22 protein-coding genes are annotated in these 24,213 nt (G+C 64.8%); 8 read left to right on the forward strand and 14 right to left on the reverse strand.

Annotated features, from left to right (window positions below; translation table 11 throughout):
• The first annotated feature begins 22 nt into the window (after positions 1-22).
• Complete coding sequence (locus HH212_RS05490; RefSeq protein ID WP_169434465.1) at positions 23-2,029, forward strand: sialate O-acetylesterase; 2,007 nt, start codon at positions 23-25, stop codon at positions 2,027-2,029.
• 190 nt (positions 2,030-2,219) lie between these two features.
• Positions 2,220-3,386, forward strand: a complete 1,167-nt coding sequence (locus HH212_RS05495; protein ID WP_169434466.1) for a threonine aldolase family protein — start codon at positions 2,220-2,222, stop codon at positions 3,384-3,386.
• Between the two features lie 7 nt (positions 3,387-3,393).
• Here HH212_RS05495 and HH212_RS05500 read toward each other — a convergent pair whose 3' ends face one another.
• On the reverse strand, positions 3,394-4,548 hold the full coding sequence (locus HH212_RS05500) for an MFS transporter (protein WP_229217718.1): 1,155 nt from the start codon (positions 4,546-4,548) through the stop codon (positions 3,394-3,396).
• Positions 4,549-4,692: 144 nt separating this feature from the next.
• Between HH212_RS05500 and HH212_RS05505 the strand changes: the two genes are divergently transcribed.
• The 3 genes from HH212_RS05505 to HH212_RS05515 all read left to right on the forward strand — a co-directional run bounded on the left by HH212_RS05505 (position 4,693) and on the right by HH212_RS05515 (position 7,314).
• A complete protein-coding gene (locus tag HH212_RS05505) occupies positions 4,693-5,517 on the forward strand; it encodes an AraC family transcriptional regulator (RefSeq protein ID WP_229217584.1) in 825 nt (274 codons plus the stop codon).
• Positions 5,518-5,552: 35 nt separating this feature from the next.
• The gene (locus HH212_RS05510; RefSeq protein WP_169434472.1) at positions 5,553-5,834 is read left to right on the forward strand and encodes a hypothetical protein; all 282 of its coding nucleotides are present in this window, start codon (positions 5,553-5,555) and stop codon (positions 5,832-5,834) included.
• 133 nt (positions 5,835-5,967) lie between these two features.
• Positions 5,968-7,314: a DUF4214 domain-containing protein gene (locus HH212_RS05515; protein WP_169434473.1), complete on the forward strand. Its 1,347-nt coding sequence runs from the start codon at positions 5,968-5,970 to the stop codon at positions 7,312-7,314.
• 143 nt (positions 7,315-7,457) lie between these two features.
• Here HH212_RS05515 and HH212_RS05520 read toward each other — a convergent pair whose 3' ends face one another.
• From HH212_RS05520 to HH212_RS05535, 4 genes are all read right to left on the reverse strand, one after another.
• Positions 7,458-8,339, reverse strand: coding sequence for a CPBP family intramembrane glutamic endopeptidase (locus HH212_RS05520; protein ID WP_169434474.1), 882 nt, complete (start codon positions 8,337-8,339; stop codon positions 7,458-7,460).
• A 215-nt stretch (positions 8,340-8,554) separates the two neighbouring features.
• A complete protein-coding gene (locus HH212_RS05525; protein ID WP_169434475.1) occupies positions 8,555-11,389 on the reverse strand; it encodes an ATP-binding protein in 2,835 nt (944 codons plus the stop codon).
• Between the two features lie 5 nt (positions 11,390-11,394).
• On the reverse strand, positions 11,395-12,159 hold the full coding sequence (locus tag HH212_RS05530) for a hypothetical protein (RefSeq protein WP_229217585.1): 765 nt from the start codon (positions 12,157-12,159) through the stop codon (positions 11,395-11,397).
• The gene (locus HH212_RS05535) at positions 12,152-13,561 is read right to left on the reverse strand and encodes a hypothetical protein (protein ID WP_169434476.1); all 1,410 of its coding nucleotides are present in this window, start codon (positions 13,559-13,561) and stop codon (positions 12,152-12,154) included. The genes HH212_RS05530 and HH212_RS05535 overlap by 8 nt, the downstream gene beginning before the upstream one ends.
• A gap of 227 nt (positions 13,562-13,788) precedes the next feature.
• Here HH212_RS05535 and HH212_RS05540 point away from each other — a divergent pair, with 227 nt between their 5' ends.
• Complete coding sequence (locus tag HH212_RS05540; RefSeq protein WP_169434477.1) at positions 13,789-14,226, forward strand: carboxypeptidase regulatory-like domain-containing protein; 438 nt, start codon at positions 13,789-13,791, stop codon at positions 14,224-14,226.
• Between the two features lie 292 nt (positions 14,227-14,518).
• A complete protein-coding gene (locus HH212_RS05545) occupies positions 14,519-14,707 on the forward strand; it encodes a hypothetical protein (protein WP_169434478.1) in 189 nt (62 codons plus the stop codon).
• Between the two features lie 833 nt (positions 14,708-15,540).
• Here the strand turns inward: HH212_RS05545 and HH212_RS05550 are convergent.
• From HH212_RS05550 to pdxR, 7 genes are all read right to left on the reverse strand, one after another.
• On the reverse strand, positions 15,541-16,254 hold the full coding sequence (locus HH212_RS05550; RefSeq protein ID WP_169434479.1) for an immunity 52 family protein: 714 nt from the start codon (positions 16,252-16,254) through the stop codon (positions 15,541-15,543).
• Entirely contained in the window at positions 16,251-16,841 is a 591-nt protein-coding gene (locus tag HH212_RS05555) for a restriction endonuclease fold toxin 5 domain-containing protein (RefSeq protein WP_169434481.1), read from the reverse strand. Before HH212_RS05555 ends, HH212_RS05550 begins: the two co-directional genes overlap by 4 nt.
• A complete protein-coding gene (locus HH212_RS05560) occupies positions 16,841-17,188 on the reverse strand; it encodes a hypothetical protein (protein ID WP_169434483.1) in 348 nt (115 codons plus the stop codon). Before HH212_RS05560 ends, HH212_RS05555 begins: the two co-directional genes overlap by 1 nt.
• On the reverse strand, positions 17,175-17,684 hold the full coding sequence (locus tag HH212_RS05565; protein ID WP_211172458.1) for a DUF4123 domain-containing protein: 510 nt from the start codon (positions 17,682-17,684) through the stop codon (positions 17,175-17,177). Before HH212_RS05565 ends, HH212_RS05560 begins: the two co-directional genes overlap by 14 nt.
• Complete coding sequence (locus HH212_RS05570) at positions 17,681-18,097, reverse strand: PAAR domain-containing protein (RefSeq protein ID WP_169434485.1); 417 nt, start codon at positions 18,095-18,097, stop codon at positions 17,681-17,683. Before HH212_RS05570 ends, HH212_RS05565 begins: the two co-directional genes overlap by 4 nt.
• Positions 18,098-18,523: 426 nt before the next feature.
• A complete protein-coding gene (locus HH212_RS05575) occupies positions 18,524-19,552 on the reverse strand; it encodes an IS5 family transposase (RefSeq protein WP_169433898.1) in 1,029 nt (342 codons plus the stop codon).
• A gap of 264 nt (positions 19,553-19,816) precedes the next feature.
• Positions 19,817-21,292: a MocR-like pyridoxine biosynthesis transcription factor PdxR gene (gene pdxR, locus HH212_RS05580; protein ID WP_170205284.1), complete on the reverse strand. Its 1,476-nt coding sequence runs from the start codon at positions 21,290-21,292 to the stop codon at positions 19,817-19,819.
• A gap of 98 nt (positions 21,293-21,390) precedes the next feature.
• Here pdxR and HH212_RS05585 point away from each other — a divergent pair, with 98 nt between their 5' ends.
• Positions 21,391-22,062, forward strand: a complete 672-nt coding sequence (locus tag HH212_RS05585; protein ID WP_169434486.1) for a pyridoxamine 5'-phosphate oxidase family protein — start codon at positions 21,391-21,393, stop codon at positions 22,060-22,062.
• A 16-nt stretch (positions 22,063-22,078) separates the two neighbouring features.
• Here the strand turns inward: HH212_RS05585 and HH212_RS05590 are convergent, their stop codons facing one another.
• The gene (locus HH212_RS05590) at positions 22,079-22,885 is read right to left on the reverse strand and encodes a DUF3108 domain-containing protein (RefSeq protein ID WP_229217587.1); all 807 of its coding nucleotides are present in this window, start codon (positions 22,883-22,885) and stop codon (positions 22,079-22,081) included.
• Entirely contained in the window at positions 22,882-24,114 is a 1,233-nt protein-coding gene (locus tag HH212_RS05595; RefSeq protein WP_169434488.1) for a DUF3108 domain-containing protein, read from the reverse strand. The genes HH212_RS05590 and HH212_RS05595 overlap by 4 nt, the downstream gene beginning before the upstream one ends.
• Positions 24,115-24,213 lie beyond the last annotated feature (99 nt).

Genomic DNA, 24,213 nt, shown 5'->3' on the forward strand with positions numbered 1-24,213 from the left:
CGCACGCGACCAGGAGACAGGAATGACCCATACGAGACTGGCCGGTATCCGCCTATTCTCCATCGAGGCCGGCGCGCTCGCCGTGGTGGCCGGCATCGGCGCGTGGACGCCGGCGCAGGCAGCGCAGGCAACGCAGGCAACGGCACCCGCGTTCGCACGCGTGTTCGGCGAGCACGCGGTGCTGCAGCGCGGCGAGCCGATCGAGGTATGGGGCACGGCCGGCGCCGGCAGCAAGCTGACGCTGTCGCTGAACGGCCGCAGCGCAGCCGGCACGGCCGACGCCCACGGCAAATGGCGCATCCGCCTGCCGCGCATGGCCGCCGGCGGCCCCTACACGCTGAGCGTCAGCAGCGGCAGCGGCCAGACGGCCAGCCTGGGCGACATCATGGTCGGCGATGTCTACCTGTGCTCCGGCCAGTCGAACATGGAATTCGCGGTACGCAATTCGACCAACGCCTGGTCCAACACCAACGCGGCCGGCAACCCGAACCTGCGCTTCCTGAACGTGGAAAAGCTGAGTTCTCCCACGCCGCAGGACGAACTGAAACAGCCGGCGGCCTGGAAGGTGGCGTCGCCCGAGACCATCGGCGACGCCTCCGCCGTGTGCTACTACATGGCGCGCTCGCTGCAGGGCCGCTACAAGGTGCCGGTCGGCTTCATCAACGCCAGCTGGGGCGGCACCACGATCCAGGGCTGGATCGGCGCCACGTCGCTGCGCACCCTGCCCGCCCATGCGGCCGGCGTCGATGCCGTCGCCAAGCTGGCCGCCGACCCGGCCGCCGCCATGAAGGACGAGGAAGCGCGCATCGAAGCCTGGTGGGATGCGCACGACCCGGCGGCGCGCACCCAGCGCGCCTGGAACGCGCCTGGCCACGACGATGCGGCCTGGCGCAGCATCACGCCCGCCGGTTCCTGGAAGGACAGCGGCGCGGCGGACCTGGCCGGCTTCGACGGCGTGGCCTGGTTCCGCACCGAGGTCACGCTGACGCAGGCGCAGGCCGAGCAGGCCGACGCGCTGCAACTGGGCCCGGTCGACACCTACGACACCACCTGGGTCAACGGCGTGCGCGTGGGCGGGGGCAGCACCGGCTGGATGTGGCGCGACTACCCGGTGCCGAAGGGCGTGTTCAAGGCCGGCCGCAACCTGGTGGCCGTGCGCGTGCTGGGCGGCGGCCAGGGCGGCGGCCTCACCGGCCAGCCGGACAAGCGCGGCGTGCGCACCGCGGACGGGCAATTCATCGCGCTGCCCCCAAGCTGGAAATACCGCACCGGCACGCGCCTGGCGGGCCTGTCGGTGCCGGCGGCGCCATGGGACGTGCCGACCAGCTTGAGCACGCTGTACAACGGCATGATCGCGCCGCTGGCCGGCTACAAATTCAAGCTGGCGGCCTGGTACCAGGGCGAATCGAACGCGCTGGCGGCCGACGAATACCGCAGCCTGCTGCCGCTCCTGATGCGCGACTGGCGCACCCGCTTCGGCCAGCCCGCACTGCCTTTCCTGGTGGTGCAGCTGACGTCGTTCGGCGCGCCCGCCAAGGCGCCCGGCCCGTCGGCCTGGGCCGAACTGCGCGAGGCGCAGGCGGCCGCCGTCCGTGAAGACCGCCACGCCGCGCTGGCCGTGACGCTCGACGTCGGCGACCGCACCGACATCCATCCGACCCAGAAGACCATCGTCGGCGAGCGCCTGGCGCGCGCGGCGCGCGCGCTGGCCTACGGCGATGCAACCGCGCCCGGCGGGCCGGAAGCGCTGTCGGCACGCCGCAGCGGCGCCGACATCGTCGTCGCCTTCAGGAACGTCCATGGCGCACTGGCGACCTACTCGTCGGACAAGGCGCTCGGCTTCGAGACCTGCGCCGGCAGCGTCTGCCGCTATGCCGACGCCGGCGTGGCGGGCGAGCGCGTCGTGCTCAAGGGCGCCAACACGGCGGGGGTCACGTCGGTACGCTACGCCTGGGCCGACGCGCCGATCGTCAACCTGTTCGACGGCGACGACCTGCCGGCGGCGCCGTTCCAGTTGAGCGTCGAATAAGCCAGCAACGTCGTCCCCGCGAAGGCGGGGACCCATACCGAGCAACAGAATTCGGTAATCGGGAACAAAGCGATTGCTCCAACGATACCGACTTGGGACATTCAGCATGGGTCCCCGCCTTCGCGGGGACGACGTTTTGAAGCCGGCGACGATCAATTTGGCGTAACGTTCCTCATTTTCCGGAGATGCCATGCCCCTCAACCGCCGCAACTTCCTGAGCGCCGTCCCGCTCGCCTCGCTCGGCCTGGCCGCCGGCCATGCCCAGGCCCAGTACGGCGCCGCAGCCGCCAGCGCAACAACTCCGGCCCCCATCACCGACTACGACACCCTGGTCATGCTGGCCGGCGACGCCCTGCCGCGCAACCCTGCCGCCGAACCGGCGCGCCTGCAAGCCCTGCTCGACCGGCATGCGAAGCCGGTCGACGGCTACCTGGCCGGCGGCGCCGTCGCCGAACTGGAAGCCAAATTCTCCGCCCTGCTCGGCAAGGAAGACACGGTGTTCATGCCGACCGGGACGCTGGCCAACCACATCGCCCTGCGCCTGCTGTGCGGCGAAGCGCGCCACGCGTTGGTGCAGCAGGAAAGCCACGTCTACCGCGACGAATCGAACACCGTGACCACGCTCAGCGGCATCAACCTGGTGCCGCTGGCGCCCGGACGCGCCGCGCCCACGCTGGACGAAGTCGGCGCCGCCATCGAGCGCGCCGAGGTCGGCCCGTATCCGATCAAGGTCGGCGCCATCGCCCTGGAAAGCCCGGTGCGGCGCGCCCAGGGCGCGACGCTGCGCCCGGCGCTGGTGGCGGACATCGCGCGCCTGGCCAGATCAAACAATATTCCGCTGCACCTGGACGGCGCGCGCCTGCTCCTGATGAGCGGCATGGCCGGCTTCGCCGTGAAACCGTATTGCGCGCACTTCGACACGGTCTACGTCTCGCTCTACAAATACCTGGGCGCGCCGTTCGGCGGCGTGCTGTCCGGCGCGAAGGCAACGATGGCGCGGGCGCGCGCGCTGCGCCACGTGTTCGGCGGCACCCTCTACCACGGCTGGCAGGCGGCGCTGCCGGCGCTGGATACGCTGGACGGCGTCGAACAGCGTTTTGCCGACGTGCGCGCGGCCGGGGAACGCCTGCTGGCGGCACTGGCCGGCACGCCGGGGTTCACGGTGCGCCGCGTCGAGGACGGCAGCAACCTGGCCACGCTGGAGATCGCGCCGCAGCGCCTGGCCGGGCTGGAACAGCGCCTGCAGCGCGCCAACGTGCGCATCGCGAAGGTCGGCGACGGCAAGGTGCAGCTGGCCTTCAACGAATCGATCCTGCGCCGCGATACGGCCTACCTGCTGCAGGCGCTGGCGGGATGAACGCGCGCTAGCGCTTGGCCGACTCCATGCGCGGCAGCAGCGCCGCCAGGATGCCCAGCAGCGGCAGGAACGAGGCGAGGCGGTACACGGTCTCGATGCCGGCGACGTCGGCGATGTGGCCCATGGCCGCGGCGCCGATGCCGCTGATGCCGAACATCAGGCCGAAGAACACGCCGGCGATCATGCCGACCTTGCCCGGCACCAGCTCCTGCGCGAACACCACGATGGCGGAAAACGCCGACGACATCACCAGCCCGATCACCACCGACAGCACGCCGGTCCAGAACAGGTCGGCATACGGCAGCGCCAGCGTGAATGGCGCCGCGCCCAGGATCGACACCCAGATCACGCGTTTCCTGCCGATGCGGTCGCCGATCGGCCCGCCGGCAAAGGTGCCGGCCGCCACCGCCGCCAGGAAGGTGAACAGGTACATCTGCGCGGTGCCGACCGGCATGTGGAACTTCTCGATCAGGTAGAAGGTGTAGTAGCTCGACAGGCTGGCCATGTAGATGTATTTCGAGAACACCAGCATGGCCAGCACCGCCAGCGCGCCGATCACGCGCGCGCGCGGCAGGCCCGGCCCGGCGTGCAGCGCTGCCTTGCGCGGCGCGTTGGCCAGGTGGCTGCCGTACCAGCGGCTGACGCCCACCAGCACCAGCACCGCCAGCAGCGTCAGGAGCGTGAACCAGGCGATCCGGCCCTGGCCGCGGCCGACGATGATCGCGGCGGCCAGCAGCGGCCCCAGCGCCGAGCCGAGATTGCCGCCGACCTGGAACAGCGACTGGGCGAAACCGAAGCGCCCGCCCGAGGCCAGGCGCGCCACGCGCGAGGCTTCCGGGTGGAAGGTCGAGGAACCGACGCCGATCATCCCGGCCGCCAGCAGCAGCATACCGAAACTGCCGGCCACGGCCAGCAGGGCGACGCCGCCCAGCGTCACGCACATCCCGGCCGGCAGCAGGAACGGGATCGGCCGCTTGTCGGTGAACAGGCCGATCCACGGCTGCAGCAGCGAGGCCGTGCACTGGAAGGTCAGCGTGATCAGGCCCACCTGGGTAAAACTGAGCGCGAACTGCTGTTTCAACAGCGGATAGATCGAGGGCAGCACGGCCTGCACGCAATCGTTCAGCAGGTGCACGAAGGCGACCGAGAACAGGATCTGCAGCACGGCGCCCGGCCGCGCGGTCGCGCCGGCCCCGGCGGCTGGCGTGGAGGAAGTGGATGGCGTGGTCATGATGGCATCTTGGTAATGGGATCGGTCAGTGTAGACTGTGCGTACAGAACGCCTATTCCATTTTTCGTCGCCCAAGTGACACTTGCCCCTTCCCTGCGTTATCGCTTCAAATGGCTGACGCTGCCGCGCAGCGTGACCGCCGTGCCATCCATGGCCGCGCATGGCGAATTGATCGAGGCGCACAGCCACCCATGGGTACAGCTGCTGTACGCCAGCGAAGGCGTGATGCGTGTGCGCACCGACCTCGGCGTCTGGATCATCCCGCCGCGACGCGCGCTGCTGATCGCTGCCGGCATCGTGCATGAAGTGACCATGCTCAGCCGCGTCAGCATGCGCGCCCTGTACATCGAGGCCGACGCCGCCGGCTTCGACGGCCGGACCGCCGCCGCGCTGGTCGAGGGCTGCAAGGTGCTGGAAGTCAGTCCGCTGCTGCGCGAGCTGATCCTGGCGCTGTCGCTGGAGCCGGTCGACTATCCGCTGGGCGGACGCGGCGAGCACCTGGCGCGGCTGATCCTGTCGGAGCTGGCCGACATGGAGACGGTGCCGATCGCCGTCCCCTGGCCGCGCGACCGCCGCCTGCAGACGCTGTGCGCCGACATCATGGCGCATCCCGGCAGCCTGCGCCCGCTGGCAGACGGCGCCCAGGACATCGGTGCCAGCGCGCGCACGCTGATCCGCCTGTTCCCCAAGGAGACCGGGCTGCATTACCGCCAGTGGGTGCAACAGGTGCACCTGGCGCACGCGTTCGAGATGCTGGCGCGCGGCGCGAGCGTGGGAAGCATCGCCGCCACGCTCGGCTATGCGAGTCCGAGCGCGTTCACCGGGATGTTCCGGCGTCTGTTGGGGCGGACGCCGCAGCATTACCTGGCCGAGTGGCGGGCACAGGGAACGCGTTCCTGAACCTCGACCTTGCAGACCCACACGGAACAATGCCCATGATCGCAATAGACAAGCCCTCGTCCCGACCACGCGGACGCTTCATCCTGCAGCACCTGGCCGCGGTGGTCCTTGGCGGCATCCTGGGCTACGTGCTGGGCTTGCATCCGCTGGCCTTGCTGATCGCCGTCGCGCCGCTGCTGGCGGTGCGCGGCGCCGGCCGGCGCGACAGGACCACGTTCATGATCAGCGTGGCGCTGGCCCTGCTGCTGGTCGTGTGCGCCGTCGGGCTTTCCCTGCTTCTAGTCGTTTTCAGCCTGGGACGCGGAAATTGGCGGTAATAGAAAATTATTTCTTGTTCAACGCCAGTAAAATTATTGGATAGTTTTCACGAAAATATAGTTGGTATCATCCAGGCAAATTAGTGAACTCATCAATACCATCGTCAGATCTTGCCTAATACTGCCAAGTACAATGAAAAAAATTACCGCACTCTCCTTTGCCTTTTTGTTGTCTGCATGTGGCGCAAACACGGAGCAAAACAGCGAACAGCCGCGATTTTTTGGATCAGTAAGCACAGAACATTCCTCTGCCAAACTGGCCTCGACAACGCCTGGAGAACGTAAGGCATATGATATCGGCTGGACGCAGGGGAAGCTGGTTGGCGTAGCCAAGTCAGCAGAGCTCGGCAATTTTCAGCTTGCTACGCCCGAAGTCCGCTTGCAGGATATTTCTCTCACGTTTGACAAGGATAATTTGCCAGGGCAGCTTTTCAGACTCTACCAAGCTGCGTTTGGCCGAACACCTGACGTTGCAGGTTTTGGTTATTGGAAAGATATACTTGAAAACAAGGGTTTTCCGCTCACCCAAGTCGCTAACGAATTCTTGAACAGCACCGAGTCAAAATCATTGTATGGCACTGATAGCGATGATACGACTTTTGTCGAACGGCTGTACCAGAATGTACTACATCGCAAGCCAGACGCAGCAGGGGCAAACTTCTGGATAGGTACACTACGCTCTGGAACGAAACGAACTGACGTTCTAATATCCTTTTCCGAGTCACCAGAAAACCAGACTGCGACTGCAGTGGCCATCATGAAAGGCATGGCTTTTGCAGAACCTGGCATATCCTATATTCCAGTATCGAATGCTGTTGCGCCTGCCGATGTGCCGGTGGGCGTATTTTTCGAAGTCGACGGTTCGACTTCGACCGATGCCAATGGCGATCAACTCCAGTACAACTGGTCCGTTTCCAGCAGACCGAATGGAAGTGTTTCCGAATTCACGAGTTCGAACACCGTCAAACCGAAAATTGTACTTGATAAGCCTGGCAAGTACGAGTTGAGCTTGTGGGTAAACGATGCGACATCAAAAAGCTACTCGCCAGCCAAAATCATGGTAACAGCTCACGCCATCGTTGCGGACTCCGGGATTTATACATGTTCGACTATCGACTCAACCAAAGCGCAGGCTTTATATTTTTCCGGACATACTTATCTTGATCGAGACAAAGACGGTTTGGCATGCAGTGCATCGGATATTGCATATGAAAGATCTCCATCCGTACCAAGCATTGCAGATACAGGAACGTATAAATGTTCGACCCTTTCACCTGCGAACGCCATCTTGCTCTACTTGCAGGGCCATACCTATCTCGATCGAGATCATGACGGCAAGCCGTGCGAGGCCTCGGATGTCAATCTGGAAAAGACGATTTATACGCCACCCTCAACTTCCCCATCGAGCGGCATGTGCTGGGTGAATGGTTATACGAGGAAAGACGGAACTCGTGTGAGCGGCTATTACCGCCATTGCTGAGGAATGGTACGTAGGCACTGCAAAGGAAGGCTGCAATAGAAAAACGGCCGGCGCCCATAGAACGCCGGCCGTTGGATTGCGCATCGCCGGGTATCCTCATACAAGTTGGATTAGTTTCGCGCTAGCGCTAAAGGGCAAGCGTTTCACCCAGCCAGATACGGATAGGTAAAGCACACGAAGTGCACCGCATTCAGCGCGAAGTGCGTCAGGATCGCGCCTTCGATGCGCGCCGACCTGGCATACGCCGCCGCATAGTGCAGCCCGGCGATCGTCGCCAGCAGCACCAGCGTCATGCCGCCCCTGGCATGCGCGGCACCGAACAGCAGCGCCGACACGATGGCGGCGGCGGCCGGTCCGAAGCGCCAGGCCGCCATCCGCCGCGCCAGGGCGGCGAAGATGACACCGCGGAAGAAGGCTTCCTCGGTCACGCAGGTAAACAGCAGGTTCCCGCACAGGAAGGCCAGCGAATACGGCGTCCATTTCGGGTCGGGGCGTACATAGCCGAGCAGCAGGCCAAGGCCCAGCACCACGATCAGCGTCGACAGCGTGATCGGCCAGGTGCGGCGCAGCATACCGGTCCAGTCGGCCACGGTGCGCGCCCGCGGGCAGAACACGCCCATCAGGATGACGCCGACCGCCGCCATGTCGAAGTTGACGTGCAGGTTGAACGGCGGCGCGCCGGGCGAGAACTGCAGCCCGCTGGCCAGCACCGGGTTGTGGAAGCCGGGGAAGCGGTGCGCGGCGAACAGCAGCGGCGCGATGCAGGTCGCCAGCAGCAGGGGAATGCGCAGCCAGGTTTGCCGCGTGTCGCGCGCCAGCACGGCGAGCGCCGCGAACAGCAGCAGCCAGAGCGGCGCTTGCCACTCCAGGAAGCCGTTGGCGACGCCGAGCAGCGCGGCCAGGGCCAGCAGGGGTGCCCACAGCCAGTCGTTTTTTCCGCGCAGCGCGGGGGCCGGCAACCACAGGGATAGCACCGCCGCCGCCAGGGTGCCGAAGGTGAGGATGAAAGGCGTATCGAACGACATCGCTGCTCCCAATAGCTATGTGCACTGCTGCGCCACTGCAGCCATGCATCCTTATCCATCACGCAAACGTAAAAACAGCGTCGTCCCCGCGAAGGCGGGGACCCATGCTGAGTATCCAAAGCTAGTATCTTTGAACCATTTGGATAGCTCTTGAAGTACCGAATTCTGTTGCTCAGTATGGGTCCCCGCCTGCGCGGGGACGACGTGCCGATGGCTTACGCCGCCTTGGCCGCCGGCGCCTCCCCCGCCGCCCGCCGCTGCAGCACGAAGATCGGCTGCGCCCACTGCACATCCTTCTTCTTCTTGCTGGTGATGAGCGTCAGCTCGGACGGGTCGTACACGTCGGTATTGTGCGTCAGCGGCGTGGTCATCAGGTATTGCGCGTCGGTGTTTTTCAAGAACTCGCCCACCAGCTGGATGTTGCGGATGTCCAGGTGGGCGAACGGTTCGTCGATGAACACGAAGCCGCCGGAACCCTCTTCCGACTTCAGCAGGCCGATCAGGAGCACCAGCGACTTCATGACCTGCTGGCCGCCGGAGGCTTCGCCGTCGTTCATGCCGATCTGGTCCTTGCCGTCGAACTTGAAGCGCACGTGCAGGCCGGCCTGGGCCAGCAGCACGTCGTCGTTTTCCAGGCGCACCGGGTCGGCGTTGACCTCGATGTTGGCCAGTTCTCCCAGCTCCTTGATGTTCTTCGAGTAGGTCTTGATCGTGTAGCGCAGGCGCTCGATGTAGGCGCCACGCGCGTTACCCGTGGCTTCGATGGCGCGGTTGTTCTGGTAGCGGCGTTCCTCGGTCTCGACTTGGCGGCCCTGCAGCTGCTCGTTCAGGCGGCCGTACTGGTCGATCACGGTGGCGTCCTGTTCCCAGTCGGCGCGCGCCAGAGAATGGTCGAGCGAGCCGACGCGCAACTTGACCTGGTGGGTGTTCTGGTGGCTGGCCACCAGCGCCGCGCGCTGCTGCACCTGGCGCCAGCTCTGCGGCACGTGGCGCCAGTTGCGGCGCAGCGTCAGCAGGTCGCGCGCGTGTTCGCTGCGCTGCTCGATCTGGCGGCGGTTGTTCAGGCGCATGCCGGCTTCGGCTTCGGACAGCGCCATGCGCGCGTTCTGCCACACGGTGTCGGCGCGGGTGCGCGTCACCGTCGCGCTCTTGGTCAGGACCTGCAGCTCGCCCAGGCGCGCGCCCACCTGCAGGCGCTCGGCCTTCAAGGGCTCCAGCGCGCGCACGGCTTCCTCGAACTCGGCCTGGCGCGCCGCCAGTTCCTTGGCCGCGTCCACGCCGGCGATGCGCACGCGCAGGCTCGATACGTCGGCCGCCAGCTTGCTGATCGCCAGCGTCAGCGTGTCTTCCTGCGCCTCCAGCCCCGGCAGCGATTTCTGGATCGCTTCCAGGCGCTGGGTCTTGCCGGCCGCGCCGAAGCGGTAGCGCGACGGTTCGACGAACAGCGAGCGGCCGCCGCGGCGTTCGCGGTGATAGGCGTCCGGCGTGATCCATTCGTCCGAATCGCTCTGGAAGCCGGCGTCGACCGACTCGACGCGTTCGATGCGTTCCAGCTGGTCGATCAGCCAGCCCGGCGCCGCGCTGGAAAAGCGCACCACCGACAAGAGCGTATCGTCGCGCACCACCGGCGCCGCCACGCAATCCGGCACGATGAAGTGGCGATATCGCTCCTTTTCCGCCAGCTTATAGGCGGCCGGCGCATCCTTGGCGCGTTCCAGCAGCACCACCGAGGCGTAGCCGCCCAGCACGCCCTCGACCGCGCCCTGCCACTTCGGATTGGTCACCTCGACGATGTCCGACAGCATGGCGTGGGCGATGCCGGCATCGCGCAGCGCGCGCCGCATCTGGCGCTGGGCTTCCGGTTCCGGCATCGTGCTCTTGCCCTGCAGCGCCGAGATGGTCGCCATCTCGCCGGCGATCTTCGCCGACACCGCGTCGCGCTCCTGGCGCTTGCGCTGCAGCTCCGCTTCCTTGGCTTCCAGCTGGGTCGCCACCTCGGCGATGTCGGCGCCCTCGTTCGCCGCCAGCTTGTGCAGTCGTTCCTTTTGCTCCAGCAGGCTTTCCAGCGGTTTCAGCTTGCCGTTGACCTGCGTGAGGCGGCCGGCCAGGCCGGTCGCTTCCTGTTCCAGCTGGGTTTCCTGCTGCTGCGCTTCGCTCAAGGCGCGCTGCTGCGCCGCCAGCGCATTCCTCCGTTCGGTCAGGATCGAATCGGCCTGCAGCAGCGGCTTCCTCGCCTCGCGCAACTGGCGGCCGACGGCGGCCGCCTTTTCGCGCGCCTCGTGGTATTCGAGGCTGGGCAGCACTTCCTCGACCAGCGTCTGCCGTTCCTTGTTCAGGTCTTCCCACTGGTGGTAGTTGGCCACGCGCAGCCGCAGACCTTCCAGGTTCAGGCGCGAGGTTTCCAGTTCGGCCTCGAAGCGTTTCAGTTCAAGCTCGGTATCCTTCTGGTGGCGCTTGGCTTCGTCGTAGGCGTCCAGCACTTCCTTGTCGCCGAACACCTGGAACACCAGGTCCAGCAACTGGCGCGGCGCGTATTCGCACAGCTTGTCGGTCTCGCCCTGCTCCAGCGCCAGCACCTTCGACATCGCCGGCGACAGCCCGGCCGCGGCCAGGCGCTTGCGGTAGTTTTCCACGCCCAGCCAGTCGGTGGCGTCGGTGACTTCCTCGATCTCGACGTTCCCGGGCCGCATCAGGTACTGGCGCTTCCAGTCGCCGCCGTTCTTCTGCACCTGGCAGAACAGCGTGACCTCGTCGTCGCTGAAAAAGCCGGAATGACGGAACGGACGGTTCGACAACTGGCGCCCGACCGGCTTGTTGTCGACCACGGCGCGCAGCCAGGCGCTCTGCTGGCCCGAGTGGCGGGCGTAATGCTTGTAGGTGCGCCCCATCGAGCAATCCAGGCCGAACAGGGTGCGCAGCGCATCCAGCAGCGTGGTCTTGCCGGAGCCGTTCTGGCCGGCGATGGTGATGATCTTGGCGTCCAGCGGGATGTTCTTGATGCGCTGCCAGTAATCCCAGTGGACCAGTTCGAGTGATTTGATGTGGAACATGCGTCTTAAGCTTGGTTGTCCGGGGTGGCGGCGGGTTCGGCCAATGCGTCGGCGGATGCGTCCGCCGGCTGCGCTTGCGCCTCGGCCGCCTGCGGCTCGGCGTCGTTGGCCGCGTCGTTGACGGGGCGGCGCGCGCTCACGGACAGCGGCGCGCGCTTGAATACCTCGGCCAGGGCGCCGTTGATGATGCGTTCCTTGAGCAGGTCGGTGTCCATCAGCAGGTCCAGCAGCGGACCTTCCACGATCACGTCGCCACGCCGCTCGATGAAGCCGAGCTTCGACAGCAGGCCCAGGTTCATGTCCATGCGCGTCTTCTTGCCGAGCTTTTCGCCGAAATCCGCCAGCAGCGCGCTGTACGAGATGCCGATCGAGGTGTCCTCGGCGCGCGGGATCGGCGCGTCCTTGTCGAACATGTCGGACTGGTCGACGTCGATCGCCTGGTGGGTTTCCTGGCGCTGGCGCTTGGGCAGGATGATCTGCGCCCACAGCACCACCAGCAGCGCCACGCCGTCGCGCGTGAGGCCGAAATTGTTGTTCTGCCAGATGTCCTTGGCGCCGAAGATCTTCGGCTCGACGTTGCGGTGCAGCGCCAGCGTCACGTGGTCGGCGTACACGTTGTCGAGCAGTTTCAAGCCGGATTCCAGCAAGCGCTTGTCGATCTCGGCGCGGAACTGGTCGTCCGACAGCGCGCGCTTGACCATCTTGTCGTCGCGGCGCAGGGTCTGGTGCGTGAGCAGGCGCGCGATCAGGATTTGGGCGTCGTCATTCATGGGCATCTTCTTCCGAATTGGGGTCCTGGCCCAGCTCCAGATTGAAATCCAGGCCGAGGTCGAGCGAGAGCGAGGCGCGCGACATCGCCGCCACGTGCGGGTCGTCCAGCTGCACCATCTCGTCTTCCGATGTAAAACGTACCGGCAGGCGCGCCAGCTCGGCGGTGGCGCCCTGCAGGCTGGCCTCGGCGGCGTCGCCCAGCAGCGGCAGCAGCGAGGCGCGGTAGGACGCCACGGCGAAGTTGGCCGGCAGCAGCGAATCCTGGATCGGCACGCTGCGCGGGCCGGCCTCGGAAAACTCCGGGAAGTTGCCGAGGTTGGCGAAGTCGGACAGGCGCTTCAGCCAGTCGTCCAGCTCGACCTGCATGGCCGGGTTGTCGTTGACGGTCAGCGGCGCGTCCTGCCCGCTCGGCAGGCTGGTGGGACCGGTGTAGGCCGCGCGTTCCAGCAGCAGCTCGGTCTCGGCCACGTCGATCATCTCGGCCGGCGTGACGAACAGCGGCACCACCGGGCGGTCGATGGCACCCTCGGCCAGGCTGGCCAGGTCCTCGTGCGCCAGCAGCCAGCGTTTCACGTCCGTGGTCGACAGGCCGGACTGGCCCAGGTGCACGCGCTGGCGCTCGATCTGGTTCAGGGCACGCGAGAACATGCCCTGCATGTTCAGCAGTTGCGACTGGGCGCGCCCGATCGCCTGCGCCGCGCGGTGGGTGGCCGAGTCGGCGCGCTCGTCCGAGGTGATGGCGCGCAGGATCACCGAACCCTTCTCGACCCAGTCGCAGGCCATGTGCCATTTCGCCTGCGAGGTGCGCAGGCGGAACTCGGAGCCGGAGGCGATGGCGTCGCGGAATTCCTCGGTCAGCTCGACCAGGCGGCCCAGCAGGTGCTTCAGCTGTTCCACCGTGACGCCGCCGACCGCCTGGGCGCCGGCCACCTGCGACAGCAGGAAGCCCATCTCGGCCTCGTCCTGTTCCGGACGCGCCAGCGCCAGCAGCGTGTCCAGCGCGGCCAGCACGTTGCGCGCCAGCGGCGTGATGCGGTACACCGCCGCCGGGTTGTCCCAGGCCAGCAGGCCGTGGCCGCGCAGGCGGCCCAGCACCGTTTCCAGGCTTTCCGGGATCAGGTAGGCGAACTTCTGGTTGATGTCGGCGCGCGAAAACGCCGAGTCGGCCGGGTCGGCCGCCAGTTCGCGCAGCACCAGCAGGCGCACGATGACGCCGTCCTGCGCGCCGTGGAACAGCGCGGTGAACGCCTGCAGCATCGGCTGCGCGCGCTTGAGGAGGTAGACCTGTTCGATCTCGTCGGGCGCCACGCCTTCCTGGAAGTGGGCCTGCAAGGGGTCGAACTCGTCCTGAACCGGTATGGGGGAGTCGGCGGCGATGGCGCCAGCCAGATTGTCGATCATCGTAGAGCTAGGCAGTTGTGCATGTCGCGCGCGGCCGAGGCGGCAGCGGGTTCGTCAGTATAACAGTTAGGGATGAGCAACTAACAGGAATAGGCGGCCGCCTTTTCGATGCTGGCGGATATGCAACGGGCGACGGTTGCCGCTTGACGGGCTCGGCAGGCGCGCGCCCCTCGTCGCCCGGCGCAGCCATAATGCCATTGTCATATTGATATCGATAGGAGAACGCCATGCAACGACCCTTTACGAGCGCCGTCCTGGCCCTGGCCATCGGCCTGGCTTCCACCGCCGCGCTGGCGGCGCCCACCGAAAAGCAACAGAACGGCATCGCCTACGTCAACGGCGGCGTCGGCCAGGAAGAACAGACCGCCATGCGCGCCGTGCGCGCCGACTACAACCTGCAGCTGACCTTCGCCAACGCCCAGAGCGGCGAATACCGCTCCGACGTCCGCGTCGACATCATGGACGCCAAGGGCGCCAGCCTGCTGAGCGCCGCCAATGCCGGCCCGATGTTCTTTGCCAAGCTGCAGCCGGGCACCTACCGCATCAGCGCGGCGGCGCAGGACAAGACCTTCAAGCGTACCGTCAAGGTCGGCGGCGCGCCGAAGGCAATGACGCTACATTGGGACAAGGATAGCCAGGAAGATCCGGGCGAAGCGGCGCAGTAGACCGGTTGGGCGAGCGGCGTGCCGTGCGTGGCGGCGCGGCGATCTGGACGGAGAGACCGGTGCGGCTCGCCGTGACAGTGCGTGATTTTTCCAGCCTGACCTGCTGGTATGCTGCGGTGAACGACCTGGCTTGGTAGCAATCCGAGCCTGGAAACAAGCTTGCGAAACGTGCTGCCGGACGAAGGCCCCCATGTACATGTGCCCGCATTGCCGTCATTTTTCCATCTCCTGGCGTGCCCAGCTTTCGCCCCCTTTCGACGGCCGGACCACGTGTCCATGCTGCGGCGCGCGATTGAAGATCAAGCTCAAGGTTTCCAATTTTCTCATTCCGATCTATCTCTTCGGGCGCGCGACATTGGGGATGTTCTTCCATCTCCGGTTCGATGCGGGATTTGTTGGTGAGACGGCGATTGCGATTATCCTGTGCGTTCTGCAAATACGTCTGATGGCTTATGAGGAGGTGGGCAGTATGGGCAAGTAATCGAACCGATTCGGTTGCGGCTAATAGCAATCTAAATAAAACAGTCAATGAGCCGCTAACTATGAACGCTAAGTTTCCTCTAGTACATTTCATTTGATGTTCAATACCTGGATTCGGCCAAGAGCGGCCGTTGGCGTGGAACAGTTTGGAGAGAGGTGTCGTGTTATTTGAAGTAGAGAAGAAGGCTCCCAAGCAAGATCCGACTGAGGCACAGGTAAGCGCTGCGATCACGAAGTTGCGGTCTTATGGCCCGTCATCTTTTGCGTCACTTACCGATGAGCACGGGAATTTCCTGCAGGTGGCTGGTGGGGGACTAACCTGTCTGCTTGAAAGGAGAGCTCTGGCAGGTGGGAAGCACTTTCGGGCATATCTGGAAACGCCGAGCGGCATACATCCGGACGGTACTATCCTCGCCTTCAGCGGTGGTCAAGTAAAGCTCCAAGCCGACGAGTGGATATCTGCTCCGCTTGTCATTGAAGCTTTTACTGCATTCTTGCGAGGTCACGAGCTACCTCAGGCCATCCAATGGCGAGACGTCACGTCCGTACTCGGCAGTTGAAGGGCCACTCCGGGTCGGTTCCTGCCTGTCGTGACAGCCCGTGAATTTTCGAGCCGGGCACACTGCTAAGCTTGGCGGACCGGCCGAGATCGGCCACAAGCGGACCTATAAAGTACCGGCAGCTAATTCGATACACCAGCTACAGCGCACAGTAAAAGGACCTTACTCATGCGGCGAAGGCGGTCCTGTAAAGCGGCCATAATTTTCGCGCTAATCGTTCGAAAGAAAGCTGACTGGCATGAGTTCTCCTAAGAAACTGCACGAAACTATTTGGTCAGAGGTCGGCGTATCGTGGCAGCAAGTCCTGGTCCACCAATCGGATTTCGATGGCGTTAGCGATCTTGACGTGCTCCGGATTCTCATCGGAGAATGGCTCGTCCGTTACAGTGACAACGATGGTGCCGATCTGCTTCTTGTCTGCTCCCAACACCGGAACCAGCGCGCGTGCCTCGGGCACCTGCTGGGCGGTGAGAACCTTTGGCAGGTAAAGCATCCAGCCAATTCCGGGGCGGTCTTTGAATACTTTCTTGTCAAAGTAGCCTGCCGAATCGAGCGTCACGACGGTGGGATGCAATAGTCCGATGGAACTTCGAAGCAGATCAGCGGCCGCTTCCCATTCATTCGTGAAAGCGCCAGGTTTTGCGCGTAGTACCAGCATACTTGTTTCCGGTGCCGGTCGACCAACATACTGCACCGATGCGCCTTCGCTGCCTTCGCGACCGTTCCACATGCTGACAATGCGCGGATCAACATCGTGCTTCAATGATTCAGTCAGGACCGCGATGGCGGAAGCGGTCGGGCCCGAGGGACCAAACACATCGTAAAGTAAAGCCTCTGCCTTCGTATTGCCTTTGAGAAGCCACCCATCCAACATCGGTGAACAAGCGAGGAGATCTGGCACTAAGCCATATAGCTCATCAAGCATCGTCATGACATTAAGGTCGATTGCATGACGGAATATAGCTGTGAGTTCGTATGGACGTTTCATGGATAGAACACCGTTTCGATTGGAAGCCGCATGGACGCAAGCGCTTTTGAGAAAAACCGATAACTCATAGGCTGCATGAAGTACCAACGCAGCTGGACCGGTGGTATCGGCTTTGCAACGGCAGATTGCCGAGATGCTTCTGCCAGCAGTGGCTCATCCCCCTTCCACCACTCTTGCGGATCGCCGTAATCGTCAAAGAACTGATCGTACTTCGCCTTCGCTTCCTTAAGGGTACACTGACTTGAGTCGAAACCGTCGAAAGTCACGCCACCAAACATCCATTCAGTGATAAAGCCCGAACCGACCGGTAGGCCGGCGATCCGCGCCTGGTAGGCAATCGATGTTTCTGACCAACCGGCTGTGGAACGGTTGAAGGGCGTGCCGGCGTCCGGTGGACATTCCTTGCATTTCTCCTTGGCCTTGGTCTGCGCATCGGTACGCGCGATCGGTGTCGACTTGGCTTTATCGGCTTCTTTCTGCTGTTTGCGCGCTGCGTCGCCAGCGGCGCCGGCGACCGCGCCGACACCCATTACCACGAGCACGCGCGCGACCACCGCCTCAATCGCCGGAATTACAAGAGCTGCCATCAGTGCTCCCTTTCGAGTTTCTTGTTCAACACCGCAAGCATGTCATCCACCCGTTGTTCCGGCGTGGCGCCGGGTTTGCGCAGGTAAGCATCGATGAGCGGGTCGTCGTGTATGCCCGGTGCGTCTGCCGCGAGGTACAGCAAGCGCACGATATGCGGCGTCGACGTGAAGCCGATACGCACCGCGTAATCATGTGCGGCCTGCATACGGTCTTGAACCGCGGTTCGGCCAGGACTATCCAGCATGTCGAGACGTTTGGCCAAGAACTGATCGCTCACGGCGGCCACGAACTGGTGCGTGTCGCGCACCTGCAGTTGGTCCCACTGCGTTTGGCTAAGCTTGAGCATGCTGCCTTCCTATCCAGACCCGCTGCCCCTTGTGCAGCAGATGCCATTCGTGAATGTGGGTGAAGAACTTTTCTCGCTGGACCGGTTCCAGCACCTCGGCCAAGTTCACCAGTACACGCGGGTCCCAAAAGCGCAGCAGCGCAGTGCGCCCGTCAGGTAGTTCTATGTCCAGGTTCAGTTGCAGCAGTTGTGCCAAGCCTTCAAGTGTTTGTGCGGCGATCAGCCAGCTGACTGCGGGGACGGCTTGCTCCATTGCCGCCAGCGTATCGACGAGCCTCGCGCCGACGTGCTCGGCATCGATCAGCCACGGCCCGGCATGGGCCAAGGCCGCGTCCGGAGTGCCGGCGAACAGTGAATGGAAACCCTCGCGCGCCGTACACGGTTCGCCGCACTGCGCGCGGTACTGAACACCATCAACCAGCGCGTACAACCGCAGTGCGGCCGTGCTCTGCTGCAATAGCGCGAGCCGCGTCACTACATCGGGTGGGGCGCTCAATCGCGCACCACGGTCGCGCTGCCGGTCGCCGCCGCCTTGAGCAGGCAATCCAGGCAGATACCCGATGTCGTGCTTGCTGCGATCAGCGATGTGGCCGCCAGTGCTTCGGCCTTGTCCTCGGCGGCCGGGTCGCCCAGCGACGATTGATCCGACCAGATCGTCGTTATTTGACCGGAAATCAATTTTGCCCCGCAAGCGGTCGAATCCATGTGGCGCGCGTAGCCGTTGCCGTCACTGTCGACCAAGTCGCTTGGCCCAGACGTGATCGGGAAAGTCCCCTTGCATTTTGGGCATACGGTCATGTCGCCGACGCGCGCAACGTACTTGCCATGGATGTCGAAGGTGAGATCGGCACTTATGACTGTGCCGCCATGACTGGTCTTGTCGCCCAAGACAATAAGTGGTCTGCTCAAATGCCGCTCCTTGTTGAATTTTCAGATTCCCATAATTGTTTTCACGAGAGCGCTATTTCTAGCACGAAATTAATATACAAGGAACTTTTCCAGCCGACTAGAAGTAAAAGCTGCTGTGCCACGAAATGTTTCACAAGCGAATATCAGGTTAGCCGTCAAGACCCACCTGCTTATACACGCGCTTTCTGAACAATTCATGGCGTTTTTCGTACCAGTCCTTGAGTGCCTGAATAAGTGTGCAAGACAGCAGTCTATGTGACCAATTACTGCACTACATAAGGCCACCTCGAATAACCCAGTTTTGAACGCCAGCAGGCAATCTGAAGCACGATTCAGCGTACCGCGACGCTCCGACAACGCGATTTTTGATCGCGACACGTATATGAACAGGCTGGTTTGGCAGCCGCAGGCTGCCAAACCGTGGGTTTAGAACGGTGCCAGACCGCGTTCTTTCAAGAATACGAGACGCTTGAGGTTGTAGCTGGCAGCCTTCAACTGCAGGACGAAGGTCGTGCGCACGATGCCAAGGCAGCGCACCAGTTTTCCACCCATTTGAGCCAGGGCGCCGAATACATGCTCAACACGGGCTCGCGGGATAGCGATCGCGCGGTTGCGCCGTTTCTGCGTCTCGGAAATGCCTTTGGTCGCATGGCCGCGTCGCTGAATATGCACGCGCCATCCGGCTTGTTTCAATCTGGCTTCGCGTTCGATGCTGGGATAGCCACGGTCGGCATAGACATCCCGGCTCGTGTTGCTCAGGTCGAGCAACTCCTCGAAGACCGTGGTATCGGCCACAGCGGCATGGGTGATGGCGATCTTGCGGATCAGCTTGCAACGCTTGTCGACGCTGGCGTGCAGCTTGTACCCAAAATGATTCTTGCCGTGCTTTTTGGTCCATTTGGCATCGACGTCCTTTTGCGCGCGCTTGTGCGGTTTCCAGCCCAACGGCATCGTGCCTTCCTTGACCGTCTCGGCCTCCTCGCGCTTGTTGCGCTGGATCGGGGCTTGTACCAGCGATGCGTCGACGATCTGGCCGCAGCGCGCAAGATAGCCCTGCGACAGTAACTGCTGCTGGACTTGCTCGAATACCTGATTGCCTACGCCAGCCTGCGCGAGGCGGTCACGGAACAGCCAGATCGTCTTGGCGTCCGGGATGCTGCTGCTTTCCGTCAGGTCCAGGAAACGCAGGAAGCTGCGCCGGTCCAGCAACTGATATTCCAGCGCGTCGTCGGCCAGGTTGTAGAGCTGTTGCAGCACCAAGATCTTGATCATCAATACTGTCGGGTATGGCGGACGGCCGCCCTTGGCACGCGACGGACGCGGCGCGGCGGCATCGATGCTCCCCGCCAGCGCCTCGAAATCCACATGCTCGGCCAGGCCCACCAGCGGATCGCCCAGCTTCGCGCGCCGGTCCTCGCGCTCCTGCTCGGCAAATAGACTGATCCTGGGCTTCATCACGGCGACACTCGCTGGCTTGGTTCGATCTCAAGATTTTACCCAGCCAGGGCCAGGTCAGCCGAGGTTTTTCGAGGTTCCCATAATGTAGCTACGCAGAATACAATCGCATGAAAAATTCGGTCGGATTTTCAACCAGCATGTCTGCTTTTAAAATAAAGCTTACTGTCACTCTTTATGAGAAATTATTTCATCTATCAATAGCCGCGTGCTCCTGACCGGTCGCGCTTTCCGTCTCAGCCATCGCTTGCGCACCCTGACGATCTACCTTTTGCCAGCCTCGTATGCCGCCAGGTGCACCACCGCCGCCAGCCGCTTCACCAGCGCGTCGATCTCCTCCACCGGCACCTGCGCATAACCCAGCACCAGCCCGTTCCACGGCGCACCTTCGCTAGTCGCATGCGCCGACAATGGATTGACCACGATCCCTTCTTCACGCGCGCGGCGCACGATCGCGGCATCGTCCAGGCGCGTTTCCAGCAGCAGCGACAAGTGCATGCCCGCCGACGCGCCCTGCACCGTCACGGCCCGCCCCAGGTGCCGCTCGACGGCCTCGACCAGCGCGTCGCGCCGCTGGCGGTACAGGCGACGCATGCGCCGCAGGTGGGCCAGAAAGTCGCCGCTGTGCAGGAAGGCGGCCAGCGCCAGCTGCTCGGCCGCGCGGCCGGCGGCGGACGACTGGGCGCGCATCGCCGCCAGCTGGCGCGCCAGTCCGGGCGGCGCCACCAGGTAGCCGATGCGCAGGCCGGGAAACATGGTCTTGCTGAAGGTGCCGCAGTACAGCACGGGCGCGTCCGGCGCCAGGCCTTGCATCGCCGCCAGCGGCGGTCCCTCGTGGCGGAATTCGCTGTCGTAGTCGTCCTCGACGACCAGTGCGCCGGCGCTGCGCGCACCCTCGATCAGCGCCAGCCGGCGCGCCAGCGACATCACCACGCCGACCGGAAACTGGTGCGAGGGCGTCACGTAGACCAACCTGGGCGGGCGTGCCTGCCAGTCGCGCGTGCTCGGGGCCATGCCTTCGGCGTCGATGCCGATGCCTTGCACGTCCAGGCCGGCGCCGCGGAAGGCGGCCAGCGCGCCGCCGTAGCCCGGGTCTTCGATCCAGACGGTGTCGCCTTCGTCGGCGCAGGCGCGCGCGCACAGGTCGAGGCTGCCCTGGGCGCCGTCGGTGATGAATACCTGGTCCGCTTCGCACACCACGCCGCGCGAGGCGCGCAGGTAGTCCGCGATCGCCGCGCGCAGCGCCGGCTCGCCGGCCGGGTCGCCGTAGTTCAGCTGCGCCGGATCCAGGCCGCGCCAGGCGCGCTCCAGCAGGCGCCGCCATGGCGCCAGCGGAAACGCCTGCAAGTCCGGCACGCCGGGCGTGAACGGCAGGCCGCCGCCCGCCGGTCCGTTCAGGCTGCGCAGGTCGCGCGCGCGCCGCGCCAGGCCGGCCTGGGGCGCCGGCCCCTGGGTACGCTGCGCCGCCACTGCCGCTCCCGCCAGCGCGGCCACCACCGTGCCGCGCCGGTCCGGCAGCACGTAGCCTTCGCTGGCCAACTGCTCGTAGGCGTACAGCACGGTATTGCGGGCCAGCTGTAATTCCTCGGCCAGTGCGCGCGTGGACGCCAGGCGCGTGCCGGCGGCCAAAATGCCGTCGCGGATCGCCGTGCGCAGGCAGGCGTGCAGCAGGCGCTGGCGCGGCCAGGCGTGGGTTCCATTGGCCTGCCGGAATGTATCGAACAGCAGCGCGTAGTCCATCCCGTCCTTTCGTGGCTCCATGAAATCGATCGATGCTGGACCTGTTCATGGGACCAGCACCCTGATTATAGTTGGCGTTCCACCAACCCAGAGAGACCATGGACACCGCCCCTTCCCTTCGCACCCAGGTGCGCCGCATCGCCAAGAACGCTTCCTACGACAGCGCGCTCCTGCACGCCATCGTCGACGCCGCCTACCTGTGCCACGTCGCCTTCGGCGACGCCCACGGCACCCATTGCATCCCGACCGCCTGCTGGCGCATCGGCGGCCATTTGTACATCCATGGATCGAACGGCAGCCGCATGCTCAAGCGCCTGACGGAACAGGAATGCTGCGTGACGATCACGCACCTGGACGGCCTGGTGCTGGCGCGCGCCGCCTTCAACCATTCGATGAACTACCGCAGCGCGATGATCTACGGCCGTTTTACCGTGGTGGAGGAAGCGGACAAGGAAGCGGCGCTGGAAGCCTTCATGGAACACCTGGCGCCTGGCCGCCTGCCGCTGGTGCGCCCGGGGAACGCGCAGGAGTACGCCGCCACCACGATCATGCGCATCGCGCTGGACGAAGCGGCGTGCAAGGTGCGCAGCGGGCCGCCGAACGACGACGAGGACGATCTGCACATCGCAACCTGGGCCGGCGTGCTGCCGCTGGGGGTGGCGCGCGGCGCGCCGGTGCCGGACGCGCGCTGTGCGGCGGCGCTGGCGAAGGCGCCGGATCAGTCATCCGCGCCGTTGCCGGACCACGTGGCCGGCTGGCAGGATCGCTAGCGTCCGATGGTGAGGTTTATTTGCGCGTGATACGCTCCAGCGTCTGTTCGACGTAGTCGCGGTCGTTGTCGGTGAAGCGCAGCTTGACCGGATACCACTCCTTCGACGGCGCCAGCCACAAGTCGAGGGTCTGGTCCTTGGAGCCGGGCGGCACCGCGCGCACCACGTGCACCGCCTCGACCTCGCCGATGGCGGCGCCGGCCTGGATCTTTTCGCGCCCCACCACGCGGAAGGTCCAGGGGTCGGCATCGTGCGGGCCGACCACGAAGAACTGCCATTCCGAACCCGGCTTGAACTTGTCCTTGGCGGCGCGCGCCACCGCCGCCAATTGCCACGACACCGAGACCCGGTCCTGTTCTCCGCCCTTGATCTGGTACGTCTGCTTGCCGTCGGTGAAGCCGATCGACTTCTTGTCGCGGTCGAAGGTGGCCGTCACCGGCTCCTTGCGGAAGCGCTTTTCGTAGAACTCGGCCGGCGCCAGGCCGTAGATGTCGACCGTGCCCTGGCTGCGGTTCTCGGTCAGCTTGCCCACCAGCGCCACGCGCGACTCGGCGTTGATGGCGTACTTGTTGTCCCCGGCGCGCCAGGTCAGCGTGGCGTCGCCGTTCAGGTTGAAGCCGCGCTGGCGCGCGCTGATCGAATACGCCAGGTCGGCCGAGGGCGGCAGTTCGAAGGCGCGCTTGATGGCCGGATGCGATTCCTCGGCGGCCGGCGCATCCGCCCCATTCGCCGGGCTCGCCGCATGCGCCGCATGGATCGGATTCGCCAGCATCACGGCCAGCACCAGTCCGGCTGCTGCCGGCGTCAAATTATTCTTTTTCATTCGCTCCCTGCCTCTTTCATTGCAATATTGCTGACCGTCTGCGTGGTGACCGCGCCGTTGGCTTCCGTGTTGCGGATCTGGACCGGATACCAGCCGTAGCCCGGCGCCAGCCACAGTTCCAGGCGCGAGTGGTACGAACCCGGCTTGGGCGGACGCACCAGGTGCCAGGTGGCGATGCGGCCCATGCGCGTCGCGATCTCTTCCTGGCCGGCCACCGTAAACGTGAACACGCTGGCGTCGCGGTCTTCGCCGACCAGCACGTCGATCGTGCCCGACAACTGTTTCGGATCGCCGCGCGCGATCGCCGCCAGCTGCAGCGGCAGGCTGGCCTTGTCCTGGGCGCCGCCCGACAGCGCATACTTCGCCTGCGACGCCGAAAAGGTCAAGGTGCCGTCCTTGCGGTTGAAATGCGTCGCCGTCAAGGAACGCCCGCGGCGCTTCTCTGTGGTCAAGGTGGGGACGAATCCCTGTTCTCCAACCGTTCCTTCGCTGGTCAGCTCGAGCAGGTTAACGCGCGCGAACACGACGCGGATGCCGGCCTCGACCCGGACCCGGTAGCTCGACGGCGCCACGCGCCACGACAGCAGCGCCTCGCCGTTCCAGCGGCGGCCGTCGGCGTCGGTGCGCGCGACGTCGAGCGTGATGTCGGCCGAGGGCGGCAGGTCGACCTTGTAGCGGCGCGGATTCGGCAGCAGGTCGGGCGGCGCACCGGGTGCGGACGTGGGCGCCGGTGCGGCGTCCTGCGCCGGCGGCGTTGCCGTGGCAGCGGCGGCAACGGGGTTCTCGTGCGCGGCGGCGGGCGCCGGCGATGCCGGTGCAGCGTCCGGCGGCGGCACGGCGCCGGGCGGCACCGGCGTGCCTGCTGCCGCGCCGGCATCCTGCGCACCGCCTGCGACGGCACCGGCGGCCGCGTCCGTTTGTGCAGGCGCGCCTTCATCCGCCGGCACCGGATCGGGAACGATCTGCGGCAAGGGCGGCGGCGGCGCAGGCGGCCCCAGCACGATCGGCGCTGCGGGCGCGGCGGCAGGATCGGGCGACGGCGACGCGGACGCGATCAAGCGCGCCGTCATCGGCGCCTCGGCCTGCGGCAGCGCTTCGCCGCGCCGCTGTCCGAGCTGGCCGCCGAACCAGTCGAACACGACCAGGTGCAGCAGGATCGTGACTGCCACCAGGGCCAGTTGCCGGCGCCGCCGCATCAGGCCTTCCCTCAAAGCGGTAGCGAAACTCATGGCGCTAGTCTATCCGTTCCACGCAGACGCTGCCGGACGCCAGCCGCGCCCATCTTCAAGCGCTGTTGGTTATCTGTTACGCTAGACCGCACCAACGAG

It is taken from the genome of Massilia forsythiae (assembly GCF_012849555.1).
Taxonomy (GTDB): domain Bacteria; phylum Pseudomonadota; class Gammaproteobacteria; order Burkholderiales; family Burkholderiaceae_D; genus Telluria; species Telluria forsythiae.